We start from the raw sequence: 25,184 nt of genomic DNA, 5'->3' as shown, positions 1-25,184 counted from the left end.
GTGAGGAAGAAAGAGGGAGAAGATACCAGACTCTCGCCGTCCCGGCAGCGCGGCGGGTCGGTTAAACTTTCGGTCATGAAAGCCCTTCGCGCCTTGCTCATCGTATTCCCTCTCGTCGCCCTGGCCGGGTCATCGGTGGCCCAGGACAGCGAGGAACACCGCTTCTATCGCGTCGAGCTCATCGTCTTCACGCACGTCGGCGGTGAATTCGATGCCTGGCCGGTCGATGACCTGCCGGCACTGCCAGCGGACGCTCACGATCCCGAATGGAAGCGCTTCAACCGCGAGCAGGACGACAGTCCGCGTGACGATCCCGACGGATCGTCCAACGCCGACCTGCGCTCGGTGCTGGAAGTCGCCGAGGCCCTCGAACGCCTTGAGGAAGGCCAGACGACGTTGACCGAGCTGCTGATCTATCCCGACCCCTGGCTCGCGGTCGACGAGCTCAGTGAGCCCATGCAGCAGGCCCTTGAGCGCCTGCAGAACAGCCCCGGCCACCGCGTCCACCACTGGCTTGGCTGGCACCAGCCGCTTGAGCCCAGCCGCACGGGGACCGTGCGCATTCACGACGATCGCCCGCTGGGCGCCGATTGGATTGTCCTGGCGCCCCATGGACGGCCGCAGCGCAACGGACAGGCCGTCACAACGGCCGGACAGCTGTTTCCGCAGTTTCGCTATCGGCTGGACGGCACGATTCGCCTGCGCCAACGCCAGTTCATGCACGCCGAGGTTTCACTCTACTGGCATGCACCGCAAACCACCGGACCGCTTGCCGTCCTGACCGCCGATCCGGCGGCCGCGCTGAGTCGCGACCATCTCCAGCAAAGCCGGACCATTCGGCCCGGTCGACTGGAATACTTCGATTCGCCATCGCTGGGCCTGCTGCTGCGGGTCACGCCCTGGGCAGTCGATGGGGACGAGGCTGACGGAGAGCGTTCTTCAGCGGAAGGCGACAGCCAATGAGGGAGCAGCTGTTTGCCAGCAAACGGCTCGATCACCTCTATCAGCAGCTCGTCAACGAAGAAGACGCGCGCGTCTGCAAGGATATCGACGAGCAGGCCTGCAAGGTCGTGCCGGGCAACTTCATGCTGCAGGTCCTCACGCAGTTCTTCACCAAGCTCGGCGATGCCATCGCCAATCCCAAGACCATCCTGGCCTGGCTGCTGGCGGCTTTGGCGGCACCCGGCATTTTTACCGCCTTCCTGGTCCCGGTGCGCGAGTCGGGCTCGCTGATTCCGCAGCTGGTCATCGCCAGTTTCGTCCGCCGCCAGGCCGTGCGCAAATGGACCTTCGTGCTCGGCAGCATCCTTCAGTCCCTGGCGGTGCTGGCCATGGCCATGGTTGCGGTCACTCTGAGCGGCACCGCCGCCGGCTTCGGCCTGCTCGCGGCACTGATCGTGTTCAGCCTGTCGCGCGGCCTGTGCTCGGTCGCTTCGAAGGACGTGCTCGGCAAGACCGTGCCGAAGACCCGCCGCGGCCGGGTCAACGGCTGGTCGCAGTTCCTCGCGGGGCTGATCACCATCGGCATTGGCACGATCCTGCTGCTCGACGGCCAGGAACCGGGCGACCAAACGATCTACCTGGTGCTACTGGTCATCGCCAGCGGGCTTTGGCTGGTGGCAGCGGCAAGCTACGGCATGATCCGCGAGTTTCCCGGCGCGACCGAGGGCGGTGGCAACGCCCTGAGCGAGGCGGTGAAGCGACTCGGCCTGCTGGGCAGCGACCCGGCCTTCCGGCGTTTCGTCATCGCCCGCGCGCTGCTGCTGTGCTCGGCGTTGAGCGCACCGTTTTTCATCATGCTCGCGCATGAGCGCACCGAGGGCGCATTGGTGGTACTGGGCCTGTTCGTCGTCGCGGACGGCGTCGCCAGCCTGGTTTCGGCGCCGTTCTGGGGGCGATTCGCCGACATCTCCAGCCGCCGGGTCATGATCCTGGCCGGGTCGGCCTCGGCCGGAGTCGGCCTCGCCCTGGTGGCTGTCGTCAACGGCATACCGGCCATGGCCAGCAGCAGCTGGCTCTATCCCCTGTTCTTCTTCCTGCTGATGATGGCGCACTCGGGCGTACGGCTGGGACGCAAGACCTATATCGTCGACCTGGCCGGCGGCAACAAGCGCACCGACTACGTCGCGGTCAGCAATTCGGTCATCGGCATCGTCTTGCTGCTGGCCGGCAGCGTCGGGGCGCTGACCACCGTGCTGCCGACTTCCGGCATCATCCTGATCCTGGCAGCCATGGGCCTGGCCGGCGCCTGGCTGAGCAGCGGGTTACCCGAAACTCAAGAGTCCTAAGATCGGCATTTCTCTAACCGCAGATTACGCAGATTTGCGCAGATTGAAACTGGCAAGAACAAGCTGCATGGATCTGCGTCAATCTGCGAAATCTGCGGTTTCAAAAACTCATTAACCAGGAGGCCAGTCCATGCGGCGGCCGCCGAGCAGGTGCAGGTGGATGTGGTAAACGGACTGACCGCCGTTTTCATTGCAGTTGAACACCAGGCGATAGCCATCCTCGGCCAGGCCTTCGTCCGCGGCGAGCTTTCGCGCCGTCAACACCAGCCGCCCGATCAGCTCGGTATCGTCACCCTCGAGGTCGTTCAGGGTCGCGATCCGGCGCTTGGGAATGATCAGGATGTGCACCGGCGCCTGCGGATTGATGTCGCGGAAGGCCAGCATCTCGTCGTTCTCGAAAACGATATCGGCCGGAATCTCGCGCTCGATGATCTTGAGAAACAGATCGTCCGACATGATCAACTTTCCTCCTGGGGTGCCTGTTCAATCGCGTCCATGATACTTGCGGCGGCCTCGTCGGCCGAGGGCAGGTTTTCCGGCGAGTCCGACGGCCAGGCCGCGACCCGCAGCGGGCTGTAGAACGGCCCCGGATCGATTGCCAGAATCCGCGGCGCGCCGGGAACGCGTTCGGCGGTGAGGCTGCGCGCCATCTGCTCGCGGCCGGCCTGGGCCACGCCGTAGGCGCCCCAGTTGCCGGGTTTCTCCAGACAGTGTCGATCGTTGATCATCACCACCCGTCCCTGCCCGTCACCGGGCATGAGCGGGGCCAGCACCGCGCTCAGCATGTAGGGCGCGGTCAGTGAAGTCTGGATGACTTCCAGCCATTCGCCCGGCTGCTGGTGCAGCAGTGGCCGCAGGGCTTGGAAGCTGGCGGCGTTGTGCACGAGCACGTCAATGCGACCGAAGCGTTCGGCAATCGTGTCAGCCAGGCGCTGATAGTCCTCGGGGGCGGCGCCAGCCAGGTCCATGGGCATCAGCGCCGGAACACCCTGCCCCGCCTGCTCGAGTTCGTCGTGGAGGGCATTCAGGCCGCGCTCGTTACGATCGAGGGCGATGCAGTCGTGGCCGGCGGCCAATACATGGCGCACCAGCGCCTGTCCCAATGCGCCCGCAGCACCGGTGATCAGCCAGACGGCCCGGGATGATTCGCTCATGAAGTCTCCGCTTTGATTCCGGGCGCGCATTGTCTCACGTCCTTGCCGCTGCGCTATCATCTGCAGCATGCCGTTCTATGAATACGTCAGCGAACACGAAACGGGCTGTGACTACTGCCGCGAGCCGTTCACCATCCTGCAGAAAATGGACGATCCGCGCATGCAGCGCTGCCCGTATTGCCGCCGTCCGGTCAGGCGCCTGATATCTTCGCCCAATCTCACCGGCGATCATTCGCGCGCGCCGTCGACCCATGATGTCGAAAAGGCGGGATTCACGCAGTACCGCAAGATCGGCAAGGGCGTCTACGAAAAGTCCGCCGGCAAGGGACCGGACATCATCAGTTCCGACTGATCGTCGCTTTACGTAGTCGACGGGCCGTCCGCCAGGCGACCCAGACGTTGCCGGCATGTCCCGGCCGGATGCGGCTTTCGAGCAGCTTGCGCGGCCTGCGCGCCAGCGCCTTGAGCAGCCGCCGGTCCAGCGCATGTCCGATCAGAAGATGGCGCTGCTGCCAGCGGGTTTCCGGCGAGAAGTCCCTGGGCGAATCGGAGAAGCGTTGCATCCCATCCGCCAGCCAGGCTCGCACCAGACCATCCCAGTTCCTTCCCGGTTCGCCGCCGACCACGTCCTGACGCGCGAGCTGATACTCAGCCTGCAGATCCAGGGGCACCGGCCAGCGCCCGGATCGGGCGTCAATGGCCAGGTCGCGCACCAGCCGCAAGAAATAGGCAAAGCCGCCGAAAGCGCGCCAGTTCTCTGCCGCGTCTCCGGGCGCGATCAGGCGGGCTTCGAGTATGGCGGCCGGGCCGCCGAGATCCAGGCAATGTTGCCAGGCGGATTCGCGTCTCTCGAAGCGCGCAGGTTCGAGTACGCGGATAACCCGATCGATCAACTCATCGAAATCCTTGCCCTGCAGCCGATCCAGAGCTCCCGAGGCTGACATCGCCTCGATGGCCGGATGGGGCGCTCTGTTGCGCAGGGCCTCGCGCCACCACGCCAACTTCTGCTCGCCAACCATTGGCTCGCTGACGCTGTCGGGCACGGCGGCGATCTCCGAGATTGCAGCCCGCAGGGCGAGGATGGCGTCCCGGTGCTCGGCCGGAGCGAAAGGCAGCGAAGCGGCCAGTGGACTGCCGCGCAGCAAAAGGCGTTCCCGGCACCAGTCCAGCGGATCCATCAGCCCGGTTCACCGGAATCGATCCGGGCGAGCAGCGCCTGCGGAGAATCAGTCCATGCATCGGCTCCCCATTGCAACGGATCGGCTCCGCTGGGCAGATAACCCCAGCCGGCCACCACCGTTGTTACGCCGGCAGCTCGCCCGGCGATGACATCGCGCTCATCGTCGCCGACGAACCAGGTCGATTCGGACAATGCGCCCAACTGCTTGCAGGCGGCAAGAACCGGCTCGGGGTCCGGCTTGGGCCGGCTGACCTGATCACCGGCGATCAGGCAGCCGAAATACTCGGCCAATCCGGATGCTTGCAGCACCGGCTCGGCAAAGCGCGCGATCTTGTTCGTGACCACGCCCAGCACGATCCCACGCTGCCGGAGCTCATCGAGCAGTGCCTCGACACCCTCGAACAGGTGCGAGTGCTGCCAATAGTGATCGGCATAGTAGTCCAGGAGCTGTCTGCGGGCGGCCTCCAGGACAGAGGAATCGAGTGCGGGCAGTCCGGCCTCGAGCAGCCCGGCCGCACCGCGTGAGACCTGCTCGCGCAAGGCCTGGTGATCGCAGGCGGGCAGGCCGTGCCCGGCCCGCACGTGGTCCAGCGCCGCCAGCAGATCGGGTGCGCTGTCGACGAGGGTACCGTCGAGGTCGAACAGGATGGCGGCAGGACGCTGCGCGTGGCTCACGCCGATTCCGGTTTCCTGGCATGCAGGAAATAGTTGACACTCGGCGCAGCACCGATACGGACCGTGCGCGAGACCGGGTTGTAGCGCATGCCCGTGATCTCATGGACTTTCAGGCCCTGGCTCCGGCAGGCTGTCGCCAGTTCGGCGGGACGGATCAGCCGATCATAGCGGTGCGTACCCTTCGGCAAGAGGCCGAGCACGTACTCGGCGCCGACGATGGCCGTGGCCCAGGCCAGTGGCGAGCGGTTGATCGTACTGAACAGCAACGTACCACCGGGCCGGCACAATCGAGCGCAGGCGGCCACCACGCTTTGTGGTTCGGGCACGTGCTCGAGCATTTCCAGGCAGCAGACGACGTCGTAACGCTCCGGCTCGGCTTCGGCCAGGGCCTCGGCCGTGATCCGGCGATAGTCGATCTCAAGCTCGCTCTCGATCGCATGCAGTTTCGCCACTTCGAGGGGTCGATCAGCGACATCGATCCCGGTCACCCGTGCGCCGCGCCGGGTCAGAGCCTCGCTTAGCACACCACCGCCGCAACCGACATCGACCACCCGGGCACCATCCAGCTTGACCCGCTCGGCCAGCCAGGTCACGCGCGGGCCATTCATGTCGTGCAGCGTCCGGAAGTCGCCCTCCGGATCCCACCAGCGCGCCGCCAGGCTGTCGAAATGACCCGCTTCGCGCGGGTCGACATTCTCCGTCCGGCCGGATTCAGCGTTCAAGACTGCTGCTCCGCGATGCATCGTTAACAGAATCGCCCTGAATTCGGTGACGCCACTGTTCAGCGTCGTGGACGATGCGCTCAACATCCAGGGTCTGCAGTTCATGCCCGGCCATCATGCGTTTGCCGTCGATCCAGACATCGCTGACCTGCCGGCGGGCTACAGCATAGACCAGGTGGGAGATGACGTGATGAGCCGGCGAAGTCTCCGGCTCGACCAGATCGACGGCGACCAGATCGGCTGCCTTGCCCGCCTCGATCGAGCCGAGTCGGTCTTCCTGACCCAGCGCACGGGCACCGTTGATGGTCGCCATGGCCAGCGCCGTTTCGGCCGGGACTGCTTCGGGGTCGCCGCTGGCACCCTTGGCCAACAGCGCGGCCAGGCGAATCTCGCTGAACATGTCCAGCGTGTTGTTGCTGGCTGCGCCGTCAGTACCGACGGTCACGTTGACACCCGCGGCGACCAGGTCCGCGACGCGGCAGGTGCCGCTGGCCAGTTTCAGGTTGGACGCCGGACAATGCAGCACCTGGACGCCGGCGCGGGCCACGCGCCGGATATCGGCGTCATCGAGCTGGGTCATGTGCACCGCTAACAGCCGGGGCGTCATCAGGCCCAGAGACTCCATCCGGTCGAGCGGCTTCATGCCGTACTGGTCGAGGCTGGCCTGGATCTCTCCCGCGGTCTCGAGCAGGTGCAAATGGATCGGAATATCGAGTTCCTCGGCCAGCGAGCGAATCTTTTCGAAGGCGCCGTCGGTCACCGTATAGGGTGCATGCGGCGCAAAGGCCGAACCGACCAGCGGCAGTTCGGCCAGTTCCTGGTGCATGGCCAGGCCGCGACGGAAATATTCGTCTTCGGTCTGCGCCCAGGCGGTCGGCACCGAAATTACGGGGATGCCGACTACGGCACGCATGCCGGCACGCTGTGCCGCTGCGGCCGTCACATCCGGGAAAAAATAATTGTCGTTAAAGCAGGTCGTGCCGCCACGCAACATCTCGGCCATCGCCAATTCGGTACCGGCGCGTACAAAGTCAGCCGCTACCCAACGCTGCTCGGTCGGCCAAATGTGGTCCTCGAGCCAGCGCATCAGGGGCAGATCGTCGGCCAGACCGCGCATCAAGGCCATGGCGCTGTGCGCATGCATGTTGATCAGCCCCGGCATCAGGGCGTGCCGCGGCAGTCGTGTCACGAGGGCTTCCGGATACGCCCGCTGCGCCTGATCGGCCGGTGCCACCTGCTCGATGCGGCCGTCGCGAACGACCACGGCGTGGTCCTTGAGCACGACCCCTTCCGGGCAGACCGGAACGACCCAGCGTGGCAGCAGGATTTCGGCACCGGCACTCACGTACTCAGTCCTTGACCCGCGACATGTATTCGCCGGTGCGGGTATCGACCTTGATGACCTCGCCTTCCTGCACGAACAGCGGTACGCGCACGGTCGCACCGGTCTCGAGATGCGCCGGCTTGCCGCCGCTGCCGGAGGTATCGCCCTTCAGGCCGGGATCGGTTTCGACCACCTTCAGTTCGACGAAATTGGGCGGCAGGATCTGGATCGGCGAACCGTTCCACAGCGTGACCGGGCACATGTCCTCTTCCTTCAGCCACTGGGCCGAATCACCGATGACCTTCTCGTCGGCGGCGAGCTGCTCGAAGGACTCGGGATCCATGAAATGCCAGAACTCGCCGTCGCTGTAGAGGTACTGGATTTCCTTCTCGAACACGTCAGCGGCCTCGACCGATTCGCCGGACTTGAAGGTCCTTTCGATCACACGCCCGGTGAGCAGATTGCGCACCTTGACGCGATTGAAGGCCTGGCCCTTGCCGGGCTTGACGAATTCGTTCTCGACGATGTTGTAGGGATCGCCGTCGAGAATGATCTTCAATCCCGACTTGAACTCGTTGGTACTGTAGGTTGCCATGTCGTCTCCGGATTACAATGACGCCCCGGCCGGTGCGGTCGGGGCGATGGCTTTTCGGGATACCAGCAAAGCTGATCAATGAATATGCATAGTTTAGCGCGAACCGGGGCTTCGCCCAAGCCGGGCGACTGGCGTGACCAGTTGAAACAGGCCGTGCGCAGTCCATCGGAGTTGCTGAACCGACTCGGCCTCGACCCGGTCGGCGCGGGCGTTTCACCGCGTTTTCCGGTGCTGGTGCCCGCTGCCTTCCTCGCCCGCATGCAACCGGGCGATCGGCAAGATCCGCTGCTGCTGCAAGTCCTGCCCGATGCCTCTGAAACGCAGACAGCGCCGGGGTTCAGTGACGATCCGGTCGGCGATTGCGCCAGCAGCGCCGCTCGCGGGGTGCTGCACAAGTATCACGGTCGCGTGCTGCTGGTAAGCACGGGTGCCTGTGCCGTCCACTGCCGCTACTGCTTTCGCCAGGCCTTCCCGTACGCCAGCGAACTTGCGGCGCGCTCCCGCTGGCAATCGGCAGTCGACTACATTGCCGCCGATACCAGCATCGAGGAAGTCATTCTCTCCGGTGGCGATCCGCTGATGCTCTCCACCGCACGGCTGACCGAACTGACCGATCAACTCGCTGGGATCAGGCACATCCGGCGCCTGCGCATTCACACTCGCCTGCCCGTCGTCCTGCCCGATCGCGTCGACGAAGCCTTGATCGCCTGGCTCGAGCGCCTGCCCTGGCCGGTGGTCATGGTGCTGCACGCCAATCACGCGCGCGAGTTCGACCGCGATGTCGATGGCGCGCTCTCGCGGCTTCAGCGAGCCGGTGCATACCTGCTCAACCAGGCCGTACTGCTGGCCGGGGTCAACGACTCGGCCGAGGCACTGACCGCGTTGATGCGGCGCAGTTTCGAGGCCGGCGCCCTGCCCTATTATCTGCACTTGCTCGATCCGGTGTCGGGCGCGCAACGCTTCGATTGTGACGACACGCGGGCGCGCGAACTGATGGAAACGCTACGCCGGGAACTGTCCGGCTATCTCGTCCCGCGACTGGTGCGAGAGCGCGCCGGTGCGCCCTACAAAATTCCGGTACTTTAATCCCGGCTCCGGCAACGATAAGATTCGAAGCAACATAACCAAAGGCAAGCACATGGCCAAGCAGCCGACCGAGATTCGCATACTCACCGTCACCGACGACCCATCGGCTCCGCGTCAGCTATCCCAGATGCTGGGCGACGACGCCGGGGTGAGAACCCTGTTTGCCGATACCGGCAATGCCGTACAGCGAACCTTCGAGTCCGAACCCATCGACATGGTCATGGTCAACGTCGATTCGGCCGACCTGCCCCTGTTCGAGGCCAGCACTCGCGCCGCACGCGAACAGGACCGCTTCGTACCGGTGCTGGCATTGATCGACGAAGAAGATACGGAAGCGGCCCTGGCCGTGGCCGCCGCCGGCGTCGACGGCTTCGTCAACCAGGCCGGCCTGCGCCAACTCAAGCGACTCGTCACCCACCAGGTCGAATCGCTCAGGGCGCGCAGGGACGCCGAAATTGCGCTCAGAAGCCTGGCCGACATCGAGGATCGCTACACCCTGCTGCTCGACAGTTCCAGCGAGGCCATCGCCTACATTCACGAGGGTCTGCACATCTACGCCAACCGGGCCTACCTGGAATTGTTCGGATTCGATTCCTTCGAAGAGCTCGAGGGCCTGTCCATGCTCGATTTGCTCTCGGCCAGCGATGAAGTACCCGACCTCAAACAGGTGCTCAAGGCCATCGCTCGCGACGAGCTGCCGAGCGAGGCCCTGCAGCTCAACGCCCACTGCCAGGACGGCACGGCCTTTACCGCCTCGGTCTCGTTTTCGCCAGCGCGCTACGGCGGTGAGTACTGCGCCCAGATGCTGGTGCGCGAAAAGGTAACGCAGGGTGATCCCGAGCTCGAGGAAGAATTGCGCAAGCTCCGGACCTCGGACCTGCTGACCGGCATGCTCAACGCGCCGGCCTTCACCGAGCTGCTCGAGCGCGCAGTCGACGGGCGCTCCGATACCAGTGGGCTAACGGTGCTGGTCATGTCGCTCGACGATCACGACCAGCTGCTCGACAAGGTCGGCGTGGGTGCCACTGACGACCTGGTCGGAGAAGCGGCCAATCTTTTCCGGGACGTCGCCGGCGAAACGCACGAAATGGCCCGCCTGCGCGATCACAGCTTTGCACTGTTCGCCGAGTGTGACGACCGGGAGGAGGCCGAGAAACTGGCCAGCGACATCGTGGAACAATCGACCGGACGCATCATCGACGTGCGCGATACCAGCCTGACGGTCTCGGCCAGCATCGGACTGGCGATCGCAGGCAGCGAACTGCATCACCCTGACACGCTGATCGAGCAGGCCGAGTCGGCGCTGGCCGAAGCCATGCGTGCCGGCGGCAAGGGCTTCGTCCGTTACCGGCCGCGCGTATCCGCCGAGGGCGACGAGGACGATGCCGCCTGGGACGAGCGGCTGCGCCATGCCCTCGACCAGGACGAGTTCGGCCTGGTCACTTCACCGATCACCAGCATGGAAGACGATGAATTCCTGATCAGCGAGGTGGAAACGCGCCTGCGCCCCGAAGACAGCGACGAGGTCATGCTGCCCGCCGTCTATATGGCCGCCGCCGCGCGTGTCGGCCTGGCGCCACGCGTGGACGCTGACATGCTTGACCGCCTGGAAGCGCTGATCAACGAACGCAAGGAACCGGACGCACAGTGGCTCGTGCCGCTCAGCCTGGAAACGCTCACGGATGAGTCGGCCATCGAGGCAATCGAAAAGCGACTTGCCGACGGCCCACTCTCTCCGACCGGATTGATTCTCGGTTTCCGTGAAGCCGAGGTGCGCGAGAAGCTTCGACCCGTGCAGGCCTTCATCGAGCGCCTGAGGAAACTGGATTGTCGCTTCGCCCTGTGCGACGTCGGCCCGGATGCCCCGATCGACAGCCAGCTACGCCACCTCGACATCGATTTCGCGCGACTCGCCCCTGAAATGATCCAGGACCTGAGCGACAACGAGGAACGACGCCAGAAACTGTCGACCCTGGTCAGCGAAGCTCGCCAGCACAGGACCCGAATCATCGCTCCGCGAGTTGAGAATACCGGTGATTTGGCTACTTTGTGGCAATTCGGAATTATTTTGGTGCAGGGGGAATTTGTGCGCGAGGAGGCTTCCGTCTAGGTTGGGTCGCGCCTGCTTCGCAGGCTGGTGGCGGGTGATTTGTCGTTTTGCTGCTGCTAGTTTGTGCGTTGCTACCGCCGGGTTCGGCGGTCTCGACAAGTCAAAGGCGATTTCGCCCGCCTGCTTCGCAGGCTGATGGCGAGTAACTTTTGTCAGTCGCGACAAAAGTCACCAAAAACGCTCTTAGAAGACGCGGTTGGTCCGCAGGACCAGATGGCTCTTGGGCTTAACGGAGATACCGCTTTTGCCTTCGCTAATGCTCGGTCGTGAAACATGGCGTTTTCGTTAAAGCCCTGGCGTAGCCCGCACCCAGACGGCACGACCTCGATCGGGGTCGGCTTCGATTGAGGGTGGGACAGTGATCGCTAGTGGAACGCCACTCGAAGTCGTTGTTCCAGACGCGGGCCGCTGCAAGCGTCATCGCAAGCCAGCATGTTCCTCAGCCGGGCACAAGCGAAGCCCCAGCCGGAGTCTGTGAAGCCGCTCCGCAGCGAGATTTTCGAGACGTAACCGCCTGCTTTTAAGCGCGTTTTTTGGTTACTTTTTTCGCGCGGGAAAAAAGTTACCCGCCATCAGCCTGCGTAGCAGGCGGGCGGAACAGAAGTTGACTTGTCGAGGCCAGCAAGCCTCGCAGCAGCCGCATATCGACTAGAGCCGCCGGAGGCAGACGGGCGGCATCAAACCGCGCCCTGGGACAGCGCCCGGATGCGCTCCTCCAGGGGAGGATGGCTCATAAGCAATCGCTTGAGGCCTTGCCCCACCCGGCCACGAATCCCGAAAGCTTCCACCGATTCCGGCAGCTGCGCCGGGCCGCGAGCCTGGCCCAGGCGCTTGAGGGCAGCGATCATGTTGTGCCTCCCGGCCAGTTGGGCGCCGCCGGCATCGGCCCGGAACTCGCGCCAGCGCGAGAAGGCCATGGTGATCATGCTGGCCAGGATGCCGAGCACGATCTGCAGCACGATCACGGTCACGAAATAGCCCGGACCGTAACCGCGCTCACTGCGAAACACGACCCGATCGATAATCTGGCCGAGTACCCGCGAAAGCAACAGCACGAAGGTATTGAGCACGCCCTGTAGCAGCGTCATCGTGACCATGTCGCCATTGGCCACGTGCGAGACTTCGTGGGCCAGAACGGCCTCGACCTCGTTCGTTTGCATGTGGTGTAGCAAGCCACTGCTGACAGCCACCAGGGCGTTGTTGCGTGACGCCCCGGTGGCAAAGGCATTGGGCTCGGGCGCGTCGTAGACGGCCACGTCGGGCATGCCGATACCGGCTTCCTTCGCCTGCCGCGCTACGGTATCGACCAGCCACTTCTCGGTAGCATTGCGCGGCTTTTCGATCACCTGGGCCCGGGTGCTCATCAGGGCGATCTTCTTCGACATCAGAAGAGAGATGAAGGCGCCGCCCATGCCGAAAATCACTGCAAAGCCCAGGATGAATGCGTGGTTGAGATCGATGCCCTGGCGTATCAGCCACGGCTCGAGCAGATTCATGACCACACCCAAAACCAACAGGACCGCCATGTTGGTTGCCAGAAACAGAACAATTCGCCGCATCACGAACCTCGACTTCAATCGCATGGACTAGACCGTAGAATGGCGCTTTCGCCCATCGTTTCCAAGTCACTCCGTGTCCCAGGCCAACGACACCACAAAACCCTATGTCGGACGTTTCGCGCCCTCGCCCACGGGCGTGCTGCACTTCGGATCCCTGGTTGCCGCGGTTGGCAGTTATCTGCGAGCACGCAGCCAGAATGGCCGCTGGTTGATCCGGGTCGAGGATCTCGACCCGCCCCGTGAAGTACCCGGAGCCGCCGAGGAACAGATCGCCACCCTGGCGCGTTTCGGCTTGCGCTCCGATGCCCCTGTCAGCTACCAGAGTCGCTCGGCATCACTGCACGACAAGGCCCTGAAACAACTGCTCGACAACAAGTCGGCCTACTGGTGCGGCTGCAGCCGGCGCCACCTGCCGCCCGACGGTATCTACCCGGGTACCTGCCGGGATGGCTTGCCACCAGGGCGGGAACCGCGCAGCGTGCGCCTGCGCACCGACGATGCCGAGACCGAATGCTTCGTCGATGTGATCCAGGGCGAGTATTGCGATCACCCCGGACGGATCGGCGGCGACTTCATCATCCGCCGCGGGGACGGGTTGATCGCCTACCAGCTGGCCGTGGTCGTTGACGACGCCGCGACCGGGATCACCGAGGTGGTGCGCGGCGCCGATCTGCTCGATTCGACGCCACGCCAACTGCTCGTCTACCGGCGCCTGGGCCTGTCGCCGCCAGGCTGGATGCACCTGCCGGTCGTCACCGACGATCAGGGCCGCAAGCTGAGCAAGTCCGATAATGATGACCCGGTCGCTGCCAGAACGCCGTCGGAGGCCATGCGCCTGGCCCTGCGCGCACTGGGCCACGAACCGCCCGCCGGCACCCGCTCGCTGGATGCACAGTGGCAATGGGCCCGAGAGAATTTCGATCTGCAGAGGATTCCTCGCGGCCCCGTCGCCGTCGGGGTTCATCCTGCATGACGGGAACGTTATACTCTCTGGTCAACCAGCGGCCACGGCCTTTGCATGAACTCCAGCTACCTCGACTTCGAACAACCCATCGCCGAACTCGAAGCCAAGATCCGCGAACTGCGCAACGTCGGCTCCGGCGCCTCGATGAATCTCGAGGACGAAATCAGGCGCCTCGAGCAGAAGTGCCGCGATCGCACCGAAGCCATCTTCTCGGAACTGAGCGACTGGCAGATTTCACAGCTGGCACGCCACCCGCAACGCCCTTACACCCTCGACTACGTGCCGATGGTGTTCGACCGCTTCGAAGAGCTGCACGGTGATCGCCACTTCGCCGACGATCACGCCATCGTCGGCGGCCCGGCCATGGTCGATGGCATGAGCGTGATGCTGATCGGTCACCAGAAGGGCCGGGATACGCGTGAGAAGGTCTATCGCAACTTCGGTATGCCGCGCCCGGAGGGTTACCGCAAGGCCCAGCGCCTGATGGAGATGGCCGCCCGCTTCGGCATGCCGATCGTCACCTTTATCGACACCCCGGGCGCCTATCCCGGCGTTGGCGCCGAGGAACGCGGCCAGTCCGAGGCGATTGCCCGCAACCTCGCCGTGATGTCGCGCCTGCCGGTACCGATCATCTGTTTCGTGATCGGTGAAGGCGGTTCCGGCGGGGCTCTGGCCATCGGCGTGGGCGACCGCACCAGCATGCTGCAGTACAGCATCTATTCGGTCATTTCGCCCGAAGGCTGTGCCTCCATCCTGTGGAAAAGTGCAGACAAGGCACCCGTGGCGGCCGAAGCAATGAGCCTGACTGCCCGCAAGCTCAAGCGGCTCAAGCTGATCGACAAGATCATCAAGGAACCGGCCGGTGGCGCTCATCGCGCGCCGCAGGAAGTGGCGGTGCGGATTCGCGAGACCATCGTCGCCCAGCTCGGGCATCTGTCGAATCAGCCCACACAGACGCTGCTCGATGAGCGCTATGAACGACTGATGGCGCCTGGAGCCTTCGAGCGCCAGTAAGCGCCGTGCGGCCATGACGGCCAGACGCCCACCTCCGCTCCATTCCCTGCCCGAAGCGGGCGACGTCATCGTCGCCTTCAGCGGCGGTCCCGATTCGGTCTGCCTGCTGCACGCCCTGCTCGAGCGATACGGCCGCGAGCGCCTGCACTGTGTTCACATCGATCACGGTCTCGACAGCGGCAGCTCTGCGCGGGCGAGGCGCGCTGCAGAACTGGCCGGACAGGCGGGCACGACCTGCGACGTGCTGTCGATCGAAGTCGAACCCGGCGACGGCGTCGAGGCCGCGGCCCGACACGCCCGCTATGTGGCCCTGGCCGGGCGGATGGAGCCGGGTGACGTGTTGGTCACCGCCCACCACGCCGATGACCAGGTCGAAACCATCCTGTTGCGACTGCTGCGCGGGGCCGGACCGGAAGGCCTGTCCGGCATTCCGCAGCAACGCGCATTTGCCGGCGGCTGGTTGATCCGGCCATTGCTCGACTGGACCCGATCGGAGATCGAAGCCTTCCTGGCCGAACGCGGCCTCGATTCGATCCGGGACCCTGCCAACGATCTTCCGGACTTCGATCGTAATCAGGTCCGTCACCGATTGCTGCCGCTCATTCGCGAGCGCTGGCCCGGGGCCGACGAGGCCATTCTGCGCTCGGCGCGCCTGTGCCGGGGCGCCGCTCGCTTCATCGCCGATCGCACATCGATCGATCTCGAACAGGCACTCGACGGGAACTGCTCCCTCCGGCTCGATCGACTGGCAGGAGACGACGACTGGTACCGGGGAGAAATCCTTCGCCGCTGGTGCCTGCGATTGGGATGGACGCCGCCACCGGGACGACAGCTGGAAGCTTTTGCTGGGCAACTGGCCGAGGCCGATGCGGACCGGGTACCCGAATTGCGCTGGCAGCACCACTGCATTCGCCTCTGGCGACAGCAATTATGGGCGGTAGACGTATCCGGGATTCCTGATGACTGGCTTCTGACCTGGGACGGTGCCGGGCCCCTCGAACTGCCTGGCGACCTGGGGCGGCTGGTGCTGGCCGGTCCGTCGGGCCCGCCCCTGCAATTGAGTGTCACATCAGGCCGGCCCGGTGAACGGTTGCGCCCGGGTCAGGGGCCGAGCCGACCGGTCAAGCAGCTACTGGTCGAGGCCGATGTGCCGCCCTGGCAACGCAACGCCTGGCCGCGTATTCGCAGCGGGGACCGACTGGTGGCCGTGGGTGATCGCTGGCTCGAAGCCGACTTCGCGGCCGAGCTGGAACGACGCGGCCAACGCCTGGTCTGGCGTCGCGACAACAGCGACGTGACGGATGCTGCGGTAGAATCGAAGGCATGAGCAACAAGAAGCAAACAGCAAAGGCCGGTGATGCCGAGCCGCAGGATTTCGAATCCTCGCTGGAGGAACTGGAAGGGCTGGTCGAAGCGCTGGAATCCGGAGAGTTGAGCCTGGCCGATTCTCTCGACCGCTTCAAGCGGGGCGTGACGCTTTCAAAGCGTTGCCACCAGTTGCTCGACCAGGCTCGACAGTCGGTCGAGGTGTTGACCAATCCCGAGGACGAAGACTCCGTGACGGACTTCGACACACCCCAGAACTGAAAGCCGTGACCTGCCGCATACTGATCGCCTGGATGCTGCTCGGACTGTGTTCACCCGTGCTCGGGGAAGTCTACCGTTGCGAGGCCGACGGAGTGATCGAGTTTTCCGATCGACCCTGCAACAGCGAGGCAGTGCGCCACAGCATTGTACGAGGGATCAGCCTGGTTCCCGCTGACGAAGATCTGGCAAAAATTGCTGAAGCCAATCGCCGGTACATCGAGGCCCTGCGTGAGCGCCGGGCGACCCGGCGGCAATCTGCCGCGGCCGCATCGCGGACCGACGAATCCGCCGAAATCGGCCAGCAGCCGGTGCAGACGATCCTGATCCCGTTCCGGGACCATCGTCATGGACGACCCAATCCCGGTACCGGGCCCACGCCGGTGAAGGCGCCGGATCAGCGTTACTCCGCGCTCAGCGGTCCCATCCTGGGCACCCGCAACCGCGAGCGCTGGGAGCCATCGAGCCGGTTCGATCAGCGGCGTCAATAGCCCTCGAGCAGGTCAACACCTTCGGGCACCGAGAATTGGAACAGGTCTGCCGAAAGTTCCGGGTTGCGATCGAGATCGAACAAGCGCAGGCGAGTGGTCTGGCCGAAGCTGTCGATCAGTTCAAGCACGGCTGGCTGCCGATCCTGGAATTCCAGGCGGCCCCGTTCGATTTCGGCGTTGTCGTCGAGCGGTACGAAATCGAACCCTGTGGCATCGCTGGCCGTCACGCGGTAGAAGCGCTCGAGCAATTCCGGCCGCATCAATACCAGTAGCGGGGATTCGTTCGCAGCCGGCTGCTCGCGCACCGTCACCTGCTCGAGCGATTCGTCGTAGTGCCACAACTGCTCGCCATCGGCCACGATCTCCTGCGGGAAGGGCTCATCGTAGTTCCAGCGAAAGTGGTCGGGACGCGAAAAGTACAGTTCGCCGGAGGATTCTTCCGTGACCGAGCCACCGGCATCGACCGTGACTTGCTCGAAGCGCCCGGACAAGGTCTCCAGGCCTTCGGCGAAGGCGTCAAGCTGTGCGCGTCCATTTTCGGCAGACGCACCAGTGGATGAAATCGTCAGTAAAAGGGCTGCCAGCCAGTCCATCATCATGTCGCGAATTCTCCTGTGGAGCCTTGAGCCTGCGAGTGTGCTTCAACCGTGCTGAACCGCGACTGACTCAGTCACGCGGCGGCGGCTTGGGTGCCAGCACCTCGCGCTGGCCGTTGTGCTCGGGTGGGCTGACGACGCCCTGCGACTCCATGTCCTCGATCAGCCGCGCGGCCCGGTTGTAGCCGATGCGCAGCTGCCGCTGGACGCCGGAGATCGAAGCCCGGCGGCTTTCGACCACGTAAGCCACGGCCTTGTCGTAGAGCTCGTCGTCGGAATCCCCGCTCCCGGCTTCCGGGAACCCGGTGGCGCCGATCTGCTGGCCATCAGTCGTGGTCTGGGTCTCCGCCAGCACCTCCTCGAGGTAATCGGGCTCACCCTGTTGTTTGAGCGATTCGACCACGGCGTGGACTTCGTGATCATCCACGAAGGCGCCGTGAATGCGCTCGGGCAGGCCCGAGCCGGGCGGCAGGTAGAGCATGTCGCCATGACCCAGCAACTGTTCCGCGCCTTGCTGATCGAGAATGGTGCGCGAATCAACGCGCGAGGACACCTGAAAGGCCATGCGTGTGGGGATGTTGGCCTTGATCAGGCCGGTGATCACGTCCACCGAAGGCCGCTGCGTGGCCAGAATCAGGTGAATGCCCGAGGCCCTCGCCTTCTGCGCCAGGCGCGCGATGAGCTGCTCGATCTTCTTGCCGACAATCATCATCATGTCAGCGAACTCGTCGACCACGACCACGATGTAGGGCAATTTCTCGAGCGCTGGCGGTTCTTCACCCTCGGCCAGGCCAGAGGGATCGACCAGCGGGTCGGGGATGGGCTGGCCCTTGCTTGCCGCCTCGGCCACCTTGCGGTTGTAACCGGCCAGGTTGCGCACGCCGACCGAGGCCATCAGCTTGTAGCGTCGCTCCATTTCGGCCACGCACCATCTGAGCGCGTTGGCCGCCTCCTTCATGTCGATGACCACCGGCGTCAGCAGATGCTGGATGCCCTCGTAGACCGATAGTTCGAGCATCTTCGGATCGATCATGATCAGGCGCACCTGATCGGGCGTGGACTTGTAAAGCAGGCTCAGGATCATGGCGTTGATCGCCACCGACTTGCCCGAGCCGGTGGTCCCGGCCACCAGCAGATGGGGCATGCGCGCCAGGTCGGCCACCATCGGCTTGCCGGAAATGCTCTTGCCCAGACCCAGGGTCAGCGGTGAGCCAGCCCTGGCGTAGGCTTCCGAAGCCAGAATCTCGCGCAGGTAGACGATCTCCCGGTTCTGGTTGGGAATCTCCAGGCCAATCACGCTCTTGCCCGGGATCACGTCGACCACACGCACCGAGATCACGCTCAATCCCCGGGCCAGGTCCTTGGACAGATTGGAAATTTGCGCGCCCTTCACACCGGGTGCCGGCTGCAGTTCGAAACGGGTAATCACCGGTCCGGGATGGACGGCCACGACCTCGACCTCGACGCCGAAGTCGGCCAGCTTGAGCTCGACCTGGCGGCTCATGGCCTTGAGCGCGTCCTCGGAATAGCCGGCGCGCTTGGCCGGCGGCTCATCGAGCAACTCCAACGGCGGCAGGTCGCCCGGCGAAAGATTCTTGAACAGCGGCTGCTGGCGGACCTTCTTCTCCCCTGGTTTGTTGGCTTCCAGTTCGACGCGCGGTTCAATCCGGACTTCCTTGCGCGACTTGCGTCGGATCGAGTCCCGCTTGCGGACCTCCTCGCGCTCGGCGCGGGCACGCCGACCGGCAAACCAGTCGCGTGCCTGCACCACGCGATCAATGGCCCAGGTCGCGCCAGCCAGCGCGGCGCGACCGGTGCGGTCGACCGCGTCGATCCAGGACAGCCCGGTAAACAGGGTGATACCGGCCAGGAATATGCTCAGACTGATCAAGACACCGCCGGTCAGGCCCAGCGAACCGACCATCGGTCCGGCCAGCACATCGCCGATCACGCCCCCGCCGGGACCGTCCGCTTCACCAGCTGATTGCATCGCCAGCAGCATGCACCCGGTCAACACGGCCAGCAGCAGGCCGCCGGTACGCACCGACCATTCAGCCAGTCCGGCCGGTTCAGCGCGCTCACTGAGCACGCGAAACCCGGCAAATCCGATCAGTAGCGGCGCGGCGTAAGCCATGTAGCCGAACAGGGCCAGGAACAAATCGGCCAGCCATGCGCCGAATGCGCCGCCGAGATTGTTGACGCCGTCTTCGGCGGCCGCGCGCGACCAGCCCGGATCGCCCGGGTCGTGACTGAGCAGACAAAGCAGGAGATAGACGGCCGCGACCAGGATCAGCAGGAACAGGGCCTCGGACAGGCGCCGCTTCATCGCCAGCGCGGACTCGTCGACCGGTTCCTTCTTCCTCGTGCGCTGGGTCACCTATGATCCTGCATCAGGTTTGAGATCCAATTTGTTGATTATGCTTGCTTAAGGGCCGGGTGTACAAGTTCGCCGTCGCGCACGTTCACGCCCTTGGCGAGGGCCTCGACCTGGAGCCAGTCCGGGCGCGCCATATGCTGCACATAGGGCAGAATGGCCGCCGACAATGCCTGACTGGATGTGCGCGGCACCGCGCCGGGCATGTTGGTGACGGCAAAATGCGTCACGCCATCAACCTGGTAGGTCGGGTCGGCATAGGTGGTCGGTCGCGTGGTCTCGACGCAGCCGCCCTGATCGACCGAGATGTCGACCACCACCGCCCCTTCGTTCATCGACGAGATCATCTCGCGGGTAATCACGTGCGGCGCCCTGGCGCCGGTGACCAGCACCGCGCCGATGACCAGGTCAGCCTTGGACACGAACTCGGCCACGGTCTCGACATAGGGATAAAGTGCCGTCACATTGGGGCCGATGGCCATCATTTCGGCCAGGCGGTCCTGACGCTTGTCGAAGACCGTCACACGAGCGCCGGAGGCAGCCGCCAGGCGCGCCGAGTTGCCACCAGCCGCACCGGCGCCGAGCACCACGACATGCCCGCGATCGGCTGCAGGAAGACCACCAAGCAGTACGCCGCGCCCGCCTTCGGGCTGGTGTAGCAGATGGGTACCGACCTGGACCCCGATCCGACCGGCGATATTGCTCATCGGAGCCAGCAGGGGCAGCGAGCCATCGCTGTCCTCGACCGTTTCGAAAGCCACGCCGGTCAGGCCGATGTCGAGCAGGCGATCGGTCAGTTTCGGCTCGGCGGCCAGGTGCAGGTAACAGAACAGCAGGTGGTCGGAGCGCAGGTGGTCGAGGTCTCCGTCGATCGGTTCCTTGACCTTGACCACCAGCTCGGCCTTGCCGTAGAGGGCTTCGGCATCGGGCAGGACATCCACCCCGGCCTGGCGGAAATCGTCGTCGGAAAAACCGCTCTTGTCGCCGGCTCCCGATTGAATCAAGACCTCGTGTCCTGCGCGCACAAGATCTCCGCAGGCTGCAGGGACCAGTGCCACCCGACCTTCCAGGGTCTTGATCTCGCGGGGAATTCCGATTCGCATCCTCGTGCTCCTTCAAAGCTGCCAAAATAAAAGGACCGATCGTCGACCGGCCCGCCTTGGATTAGTGTGCGGGCGACCACAAGTCATTGCCTTTGAAGCGCCCGGCCCGAAACGGAGAAATTATACATGTCCGACCCCCGACATTTCCGCCTGCTGATCCTCGGTTCCGGCCCCGCCGGCTACACCGCGGCCATCTACGCGGCGCGCGCCAACCTGCAACCGGCCCTGATCACAGGCATCGAACAGGGCGGCCAGCTGACCACAACCACCGACGTGGAAAACTGGCCCGGCAGCTATCCCGACCTGCAGGGGCCGGCACTGATGCAGCAAATGGGGGCGCACGCCGAAGCCTTCGACACCCAGATCATTTTCGATCACATCCACACGGCCGACCTGCTACAGCAGCCCTTCCGGCTCGAGGGCGACAGCGGCGTCTACACCTGCGACGCCCTGATCATCGCCACGGGCGCATCGGCCCGCTATCTCGGCCTGCCCTCGGAAGATGCCTTCAAGGGCCGGGGCGTGTCGGCCTGCGCGACCTGCGACGGGTTCTTCTACCGCGAAAAGCCGGTCGCCGTCATCGGCGGCGGCAACACGGCCGTCGAAGAAGCACTGTATCTGGCCAACATCGCCAGCAAGGTGACCCTCGTCCACCGCCGCGACGAGCTCAGGGCCGAAAAGATCCTGCAGGATCGCCTGTTCCAGAAGGAATCCGAAGGCAAGGTCGAGTTTCGCTGGAACCACGTCCTCGACGAGGTACTGGGCGACGATGACGGCGTGACCGGCATGCGCATCAAACAGGTACAAGGCGGCGAGACCAGCGAGATCGACCTCGACGGTGTCTTCATCGCCATCGGCCACGATCCCAACACCAAGATCTTTGCCGACCAACTCGACATGACCAATGGCTACATTCACATCCGGACCGGCCAGGAAGGCATGGCCACGGCCACTTCGGTCCCGGGCGTATTCGCCGCCGGCGATGTCGCCGACCACATCTACCGCCAGGCGGTGACCTCGGCCGGCTTCGGCTGCATGGCCGCGCTGGATGCAGAACGCTATCTTGACGAGCAACAGGACTGAATCGCCGACACTCGAGAAGCCGTTCTCGCACATCGACGAGTCGGCCTGGAACGGCCTGTGCGCCACCGGGCCATTCGTCGACTGGCGCTTCCTCGCCAGCGTCGAGAGCGCCGGATGTACGGGTGCCAACAGCGGCTGGCGGCCCCTGGCCCTGGTCGAGACGGAAGCCGATGAAATCCTCTGTGCCGCACCGGCCTGGCTCAAGGAGCACTCCCACGGCGAATTCGTTTTCGACTTCGCCTGGGCCCACGCCTCACAGCAGGCCGGAATGCCGTGGTATCCCAAGCTGCTGGTCGCCGCGCCCTTCACCCCGGTCACCGGTCCGCGCCTGCTCGGCAGTGATCGTCATCCGCAGGCTGCACTGCGGCTGGTCAGGCGCATGGAAAGCCTGGTCGAGACGCTCGATCTCTGGTCGGCCGGCGTCAATTACTGCGACGAGAACGACACCGGGGTGCTGCGCGAGGCCGGCTGGCTCGAGCGTTTCGACTGGCAGTACCACTGGCATAATACGGGCTACCAAGACTTCGATGATTTCCTCGCCCGGCTGCGCCACAAGCCACGCAAGAACATCCGCGCCGAGCGCCATCGCGTGCATGCCGATGGCTGGCACTTTCGCTGGCGCGACGGCAGCACACTGAGTGAGGCCGAGCTCGATCTGGTCGAGCGCTGCTACCAGGTCACCTTTGCCCTGTACGGCAACCTGCCCTCGCTCAACCGGGAGTTCTTCGAACGTGCTGCGACCAGCTTCGGTGATCAGTTCCTGGTCTGCATCGCCGAACACGACGGCAAGGACCTCGCCTGCGCGGTGTATTGGCGTGACGAAAAGCGGCTGTACGGTCGCTACTGGGGCAGCCTGGTCGAGACCCGCGATGTTCATTTCGAAACCTGCTACTACCAGGGCATCGACTACTGCATTACCGAGGGCCTGGAATGGTTCGAGCCCGGCGCCCAGGGCGAGCACAAGATCCGGCGCGGTTTTCTGCCGCACAAGACCCGCTCCTTCCACTACATCCGCCATCGCGGCCTGCGCGAGGGCATCAGGCGCTGGCTGGAAAGCGAAGGAGCCTGGCTCGAGCAGCGCCGCGAGCAACTTGAGCAGCTCGACCCCTATCGGAGCGAAGGATGAACGGACCCGTTCCGCGACTGGGCGATGCACCCGACAGCCCCTTTCCGGATCCGCTCGCCGATCCGCGCGAGGACGGCCTGCTGGCCTGGGGTGGGGACCTTCATCCAGGCCGCCTGCTCAAGGCCTACCGAAAGGGCATCTTTCCCTGGTACGAGGCGTCCGGCCCGATCCTGTGGTGGTCGCCCGCGCCGCGGGCCGTGATGCTGCCCGGGGGCATGCACATCTCCCGGCGGCTGCGGCGCAGCCTGCGTCAGGGCCGGTTTCATGTCAGCGCCGACAGTTGCTTCGAGGCTGTCATCGCCGCCTGCGCCGGACCGCGTCACGACCAGGACGGGACCTGGATCACCAGCGACATGCAGCAGGCCTACATCGAACTGCATCGGCTCGGCCACGCCCACAGTATCGAGATCCACACCGAGGACGACGAGCTGATCGGCGGTCTCTACGGCGTCGCAATCGGGCGCATCTTCTTCGCCGAATCCAAGTTCCACCGCCGGCGCGATGCTTCAAAGTTCGCACTCGCCGCGCTGATGCGCGCGCTCGAGACCTGGGAATTTCTGCTGTGCGACTGCCAGTTGTGGAATCCACACCTGGAACGGCTGGGCGTCACCCTGCTCTCCGGCGAGGTATTCCAGGCCGCCCTCGCCCGGGGAACGCACCAGCCGGCGCCGGTCGCAGACTGGCGCTCGGCCATCGGCGACGTCGACTTCAGTCGTTGGTAGGTCGTCCTGCCAGATCCCGAAGCAGCTTGCGCAGGTCCGCGTCGGTCTCGCGCGCGCCGCGCTTGACCACGGCCAGGTCAAGCGTCGCCAGAGCAAGTGCGCCGAACAGTTGGCGCTGCTGTGCGGGCAGCCTGTCCAATGCATCAACCACGCGTCGGCAGGCCGTGAAATCGCTGCGCTCGATCGGCCCGGTCAGGGCACGAACGGGATCACTTGCGCGTACGGATTCGAGCGTGCCCTGCTGCAGATCGCTCAGCACTTCGGCCGCCTGTGCCTCCGGCAGGCCGGCCAGGACGGCCAGCTCCCGCGCCAAGGCCTGGGTCGTCACCAGGAAGTTGCTGGCCGCAACGGTGGCGGCATGCCAGGCGCCCTTGTGCGTCGAAGCGAAGCTCAACCAGCGCGCGCCGGCGGCCTCGAACACCGGCTGCAGGCAGTCGAGCGCTTCCCTTTCCCCTTCCGCCACGCACCAGGTCCGCTCGAAGTGCTCGACGGCAAACCGCGGATCGGCAAAGGCACGTACCGGGTGCACGCTCGCGACCGGCACCTCCAGGGGCGAGAGCACATCGGCCGGCAGGGCCCCGGAAAGATGAAAGGCCAGCGCCGGCCGAACCGGCAAGCGTTGTGACAGCGAGTGGATCTTGCTTGCCAGCACACCATCGGGCAGGCCCAGCATCAGCCAGCCTCCGGCCAGGCGCTCGTCGGAAGCCGTTGCCGGCTCGCCGCCGCCAATGAATGCGACCGCATCGGCCGCGCTTTCAAGCGTGCGATTGATGACCAGGCCCGGACGCACGCGGCCGGTGGCAATGAGCCGCCGTGCAATGGCGCGTCCCGCGCGGCCGCAGCCGATGACATGGAGCGCCGGCACGCCCATGCTCAGTCGCGCGAGGCCGGCAGTTGCGGCGCGCCACCGGGCGATTGTTCGAGGTAATCTTCCAGGCGCTCGAGCCCTTCCCGGTAGTCCTTGCCGATCAGCCCGGGCAGGATCAGGCCAACGTATCGCCCGACCAGGTCGAGGGCACCGAACTGTGCCCGCATGCCCCAGCTGACTCGCTGACCGCCTTCATCCGGCGTGACATGAAACCAGTTATCGAACTCGGTATCGGCCATCTCGAGTATCAGTTCGACGCGCTCGGGCGGTGTCGTGCCGACGATCCGTAGTCGGCTCTCGCCGGATTCCGGCGTTTCCCGCCACACCAGCGTCGCGCCCACGCCGCTATCCGGGCCTTCGAGGCGCCAGTCCATATCCGGGTTGCGTACCAGCCAGGGGGCCCATTGCGTGAAATGGTGCAGATCACTCAGGACCTCGAACAGGACTTCGGGCGATCGATCGATCACGCGCGAGCGCTCGACCACGAGGGTCGTGGGCAACATGAAGCCAATGACGATCAGGACCACGATCATTGCCAGCAGGATGCCGAACAGCTTTCTCACCAT

At 64.7% G+C, this 25,184-nt stretch carries 26 protein-coding genes; 13 read left to right on the top strand and 13 right to left on the bottom strand.

Annotated features, from left to right (window positions below; genetic code table 11):
• Window positions 1-75 precede the first annotated feature (75 nt).
• A complete protein-coding gene (locus G4Y73_RS06945; RefSeq protein ID WP_164230777.1) occupies window positions 76-963 on the top strand; it encodes a CsiV family protein in 888 nt (295 codons plus the stop codon).
• Window positions 960-2,288 (top strand): MFS transporter, encoded by a 1,329-nt coding sequence (locus G4Y73_RS06940; RefSeq protein ID WP_164230775.1) that lies wholly within the window; start codon window positions 960-962, stop codon window positions 2,286-2,288. The genes G4Y73_RS06945 and G4Y73_RS06940 overlap by 4 nt, the downstream gene beginning before the upstream one ends.
• A gap of 111 nt (window positions 2,289-2,399) precedes the next feature.
• Here G4Y73_RS06940 and G4Y73_RS06935 read toward each other — a convergent pair whose 3' ends face one another.
• Complete coding sequence (locus G4Y73_RS06935) at window positions 2,400-2,744, bottom strand: histidine triad nucleotide-binding protein (RefSeq protein ID WP_164230773.1); 345 nt, start codon at window positions 2,742-2,744, stop codon at window positions 2,400-2,402.
• Window positions 2,745-2,746: 2 nt separating this feature from the next.
• Entirely contained in the window at window positions 2,747-3,442 is a 696-nt protein-coding gene (locus G4Y73_RS06930; RefSeq protein ID WP_164230771.1) for an SDR family NAD(P)-dependent oxidoreductase, read from the bottom strand.
• A 67-nt stretch (window positions 3,443-3,509) separates the two neighbouring features.
• Between G4Y73_RS06930 and G4Y73_RS06925 the strand changes: the two genes are divergently transcribed.
• Window positions 3,510-3,794 (top strand): FmdB family zinc ribbon protein, encoded by a 285-nt coding sequence (locus G4Y73_RS06925; protein WP_164230769.1) that lies wholly within the window; start codon window positions 3,510-3,512, stop codon window positions 3,792-3,794.
• On the opposite strand, the gene G4Y73_RS06920 is transcribed toward G4Y73_RS06925, so the two are convergent.
• From G4Y73_RS06920 to efp, 5 genes are read right to left on the bottom strand one after another with little or no spacing between them, the layout of a single operon-like run.
• On the bottom strand, window positions 3,781-4,620 hold the full coding sequence (locus G4Y73_RS06920; protein WP_164230767.1) for a squalene/phytoene synthase family protein: 840 nt from the start codon (window positions 4,618-4,620) through the stop codon (window positions 3,781-3,783). The genes G4Y73_RS06925 and G4Y73_RS06920 overlap by 14 nt on opposite strands.
• Window positions 4,620-5,297 carry an HAD-IA family hydrolase gene (locus G4Y73_RS06915; RefSeq protein WP_164230765.1) on the bottom strand — a complete coding sequence of 226 codons (678 nt, stop codon included), beginning with the start codon at window positions 5,295-5,297 and terminating at the stop codon, window positions 4,620-4,622. Before G4Y73_RS06915 ends, G4Y73_RS06920 begins: the two co-directional genes overlap by 1 nt.
• Window positions 5,294-6,040: a bifunctional 2-polyprenyl-6-hydroxyphenol methylase/3-demethylubiquinol 3-O-methyltransferase UbiG gene (gene ubiG / locus G4Y73_RS06910; protein ID WP_164230763.1), complete on the bottom strand. Its 747-nt coding sequence runs from the start codon at window positions 6,038-6,040 to the stop codon at window positions 5,294-5,296. Before ubiG ends, G4Y73_RS06915 begins: the two co-directional genes overlap by 4 nt.
• The gene (locus tag G4Y73_RS06905; RefSeq protein ID WP_164230761.1) at window positions 6,009-7,364 is read right to left on the bottom strand and encodes a TRZ/ATZ family hydrolase; all 1,356 of its coding nucleotides are present in this window, start codon (window positions 7,362-7,364) and stop codon (window positions 6,009-6,011) included. Before G4Y73_RS06905 ends, ubiG begins: the two co-directional genes overlap by 32 nt.
• 4 nt (window positions 7,365-7,368) lie before the next feature.
• The gene (efp, locus tag G4Y73_RS06900) at window positions 7,369-7,938 is read right to left on the bottom strand and encodes an elongation factor P (protein WP_164230759.1); all 570 of its coding nucleotides are present in this window, start codon (window positions 7,936-7,938) and stop codon (window positions 7,369-7,371) included.
• 78 nt (window positions 7,939-8,016) lie between these two features.
• Between efp and epmB the strand changes: the two genes are divergently transcribed.
• Together epmB and G4Y73_RS06890 are read left to right on the top strand one after the other, a co-directional pair.
• The gene (epmB, locus tag G4Y73_RS06895; RefSeq protein WP_164230757.1) at window positions 8,017-9,024 is read left to right on the top strand and encodes an EF-P beta-lysylation protein EpmB; all 1,008 of its coding nucleotides are present in this window, start codon (window positions 8,017-8,019) and stop codon (window positions 9,022-9,024) included.
• Between the two features lie 52 nt (window positions 9,025-9,076).
• Complete coding sequence (locus G4Y73_RS06890) at window positions 9,077-11,134, top strand: EAL domain-containing protein (protein WP_164230755.1); 2,058 nt, start codon at window positions 9,077-9,079, stop codon at window positions 11,132-11,134.
• A 677-nt stretch (window positions 11,135-11,811) separates the two neighbouring features.
• Here the strand turns inward: G4Y73_RS06890 and htpX are convergent.
• Complete coding sequence (gene htpX / locus G4Y73_RS06885) at window positions 11,812-12,693, bottom strand: protease HtpX (protein ID WP_164231239.1); 882 nt, start codon at window positions 12,691-12,693, stop codon at window positions 11,812-11,814.
• Window positions 12,694-12,766: 73 nt separating this feature from the next.
• On the opposite strand from htpX, the gene gluQRS reads away from it, so the two are divergent.
• From gluQRS to G4Y73_RS06860, 5 genes are read left to right on the top strand one after another with little or no spacing between them, the layout of a single operon-like run.
• Window positions 12,767-13,666 carry a tRNA glutamyl-Q(34) synthetase GluQRS gene (gluQRS, locus tag G4Y73_RS06880; RefSeq protein ID WP_164230753.1) on the top strand — a complete coding sequence of 300 codons (900 nt, stop codon included), beginning with the start codon at window positions 12,767-12,769 and terminating at the stop codon, window positions 13,664-13,666.
• Window positions 13,667-13,711: 45 nt separating this feature from the next.
• A complete protein-coding gene (locus G4Y73_RS06875) occupies window positions 13,712-14,671 on the top strand; it encodes an acetyl-CoA carboxylase carboxyltransferase subunit alpha (protein ID WP_164230751.1) in 960 nt (319 codons plus the stop codon).
• Window positions 14,672-14,684: 13 nt separating this feature from the next.
• Window positions 14,685-15,998 (top strand): tRNA lysidine(34) synthetase TilS, encoded by a 1,314-nt coding sequence (tilS, locus tag G4Y73_RS06870; protein ID WP_164230749.1) that lies wholly within the window; start codon window positions 14,685-14,687, stop codon window positions 15,996-15,998.
• Window positions 15,995-16,258: an exodeoxyribonuclease VII small subunit gene (locus tag G4Y73_RS06865; protein ID WP_164230747.1), complete on the top strand. Its 264-nt coding sequence runs from the start codon at window positions 15,995-15,997 to the stop codon at window positions 16,256-16,258. Before tilS ends, G4Y73_RS06865 begins: the two co-directional genes overlap by 4 nt.
• Window positions 16,259-16,263: 5 nt before the next feature.
• Window positions 16,264-16,746, top strand: a complete 483-nt coding sequence (locus tag G4Y73_RS06860) for a DUF4124 domain-containing protein (RefSeq protein WP_164230745.1) — start codon at window positions 16,264-16,266, stop codon at window positions 16,744-16,746.
• Here G4Y73_RS06860 and lolA read toward each other — a convergent pair.
• From lolA to ald, 3 genes are all read right to left on the bottom strand, one after another.
• Window positions 16,740-17,345 carry an outer membrane lipoprotein chaperone LolA gene (lolA, locus tag G4Y73_RS06855; RefSeq protein ID WP_164230743.1) on the bottom strand — a complete coding sequence of 202 codons (606 nt, stop codon included), beginning with the start codon at window positions 17,343-17,345 and terminating at the stop codon, window positions 16,740-16,742. The genes G4Y73_RS06860 and lolA overlap by 7 nt on opposite strands.
• Before the next feature lie 67 nt (window positions 17,346-17,412).
• Window positions 17,413-19,668: a DNA translocase FtsK gene (locus G4Y73_RS06850; protein ID WP_164231238.1), complete on the bottom strand. Its 2,256-nt coding sequence runs from the start codon at window positions 19,666-19,668 to the stop codon at window positions 17,413-17,415.
• 89 nt (window positions 19,669-19,757) lie between these two features.
• Window positions 19,758-20,819 carry an alanine dehydrogenase gene (gene ald, locus G4Y73_RS06845; RefSeq protein ID WP_164230741.1) on the bottom strand — a complete coding sequence of 354 codons (1,062 nt, stop codon included), beginning with the start codon at window positions 20,817-20,819 and terminating at the stop codon, window positions 19,758-19,760.
• 126 nt (window positions 20,820-20,945) lie between these two features.
• On the opposite strand from ald, the gene trxB reads away from it, so the two are divergent.
• Genes trxB through aat form a run of 3 tightly spaced genes read left to right on the top strand, consistent with a single transcriptional unit; the run spans window position 20,946 to window position 23,750 of the window.
• Window positions 20,946-21,902, top strand: a complete 957-nt coding sequence (gene trxB, locus G4Y73_RS06840) for a thioredoxin-disulfide reductase (RefSeq protein WP_164230739.1) — start codon at window positions 20,946-20,948, stop codon at window positions 21,900-21,902.
• Window positions 21,883-23,028, top strand: a complete 1,146-nt coding sequence (locus tag G4Y73_RS06835; protein ID WP_164230737.1) for a peptidogalycan biosysnthesis protein — start codon at window positions 21,883-21,885, stop codon at window positions 23,026-23,028. Before trxB ends, G4Y73_RS06835 begins: the two co-directional genes overlap by 20 nt.
• Window positions 23,025-23,750, top strand: coding sequence for a leucyl/phenylalanyl-tRNA--protein transferase (gene aat, locus G4Y73_RS06830; protein WP_164230736.1), 726 nt, complete (start codon window positions 23,025-23,027; stop codon window positions 23,748-23,750). The genes G4Y73_RS06835 and aat overlap by 4 nt, the downstream gene beginning before the upstream one ends.
• On the opposite strand, the gene G4Y73_RS06825 is transcribed toward aat, so the two are convergent.
• Both G4Y73_RS06825 and G4Y73_RS06820 read right to left on the bottom strand, forming a co-directional pair.
• Complete coding sequence (locus G4Y73_RS06825; RefSeq protein ID WP_164230735.1) at window positions 23,737-24,615, bottom strand: Rossmann-like and DUF2520 domain-containing protein; 879 nt, start codon at window positions 24,613-24,615, stop codon at window positions 23,737-23,739. The genes aat and G4Y73_RS06825 overlap by 14 nt on opposite strands.
• 8 nt (window positions 24,616-24,623) lie before the next feature.
• Window positions 24,624-25,184, bottom strand: a complete 561-nt coding sequence (locus G4Y73_RS06820) for an SRPBCC family protein (RefSeq protein ID WP_164230734.1) — start codon at window positions 25,182-25,184, stop codon at window positions 24,624-24,626.

The sequence above is a fragment of the Wenzhouxiangella sp. XN201 genome, assembly GCF_011008905.1.
GTDB lineage: Bacteria > Pseudomonadota > Gammaproteobacteria > Xanthomonadales > Wenzhouxiangellaceae > Wenzhouxiangella.
Note: the sequence above shows the minus strand (reverse complement) of the source record. Positions and strands in the feature narration are given on the sequence as shown.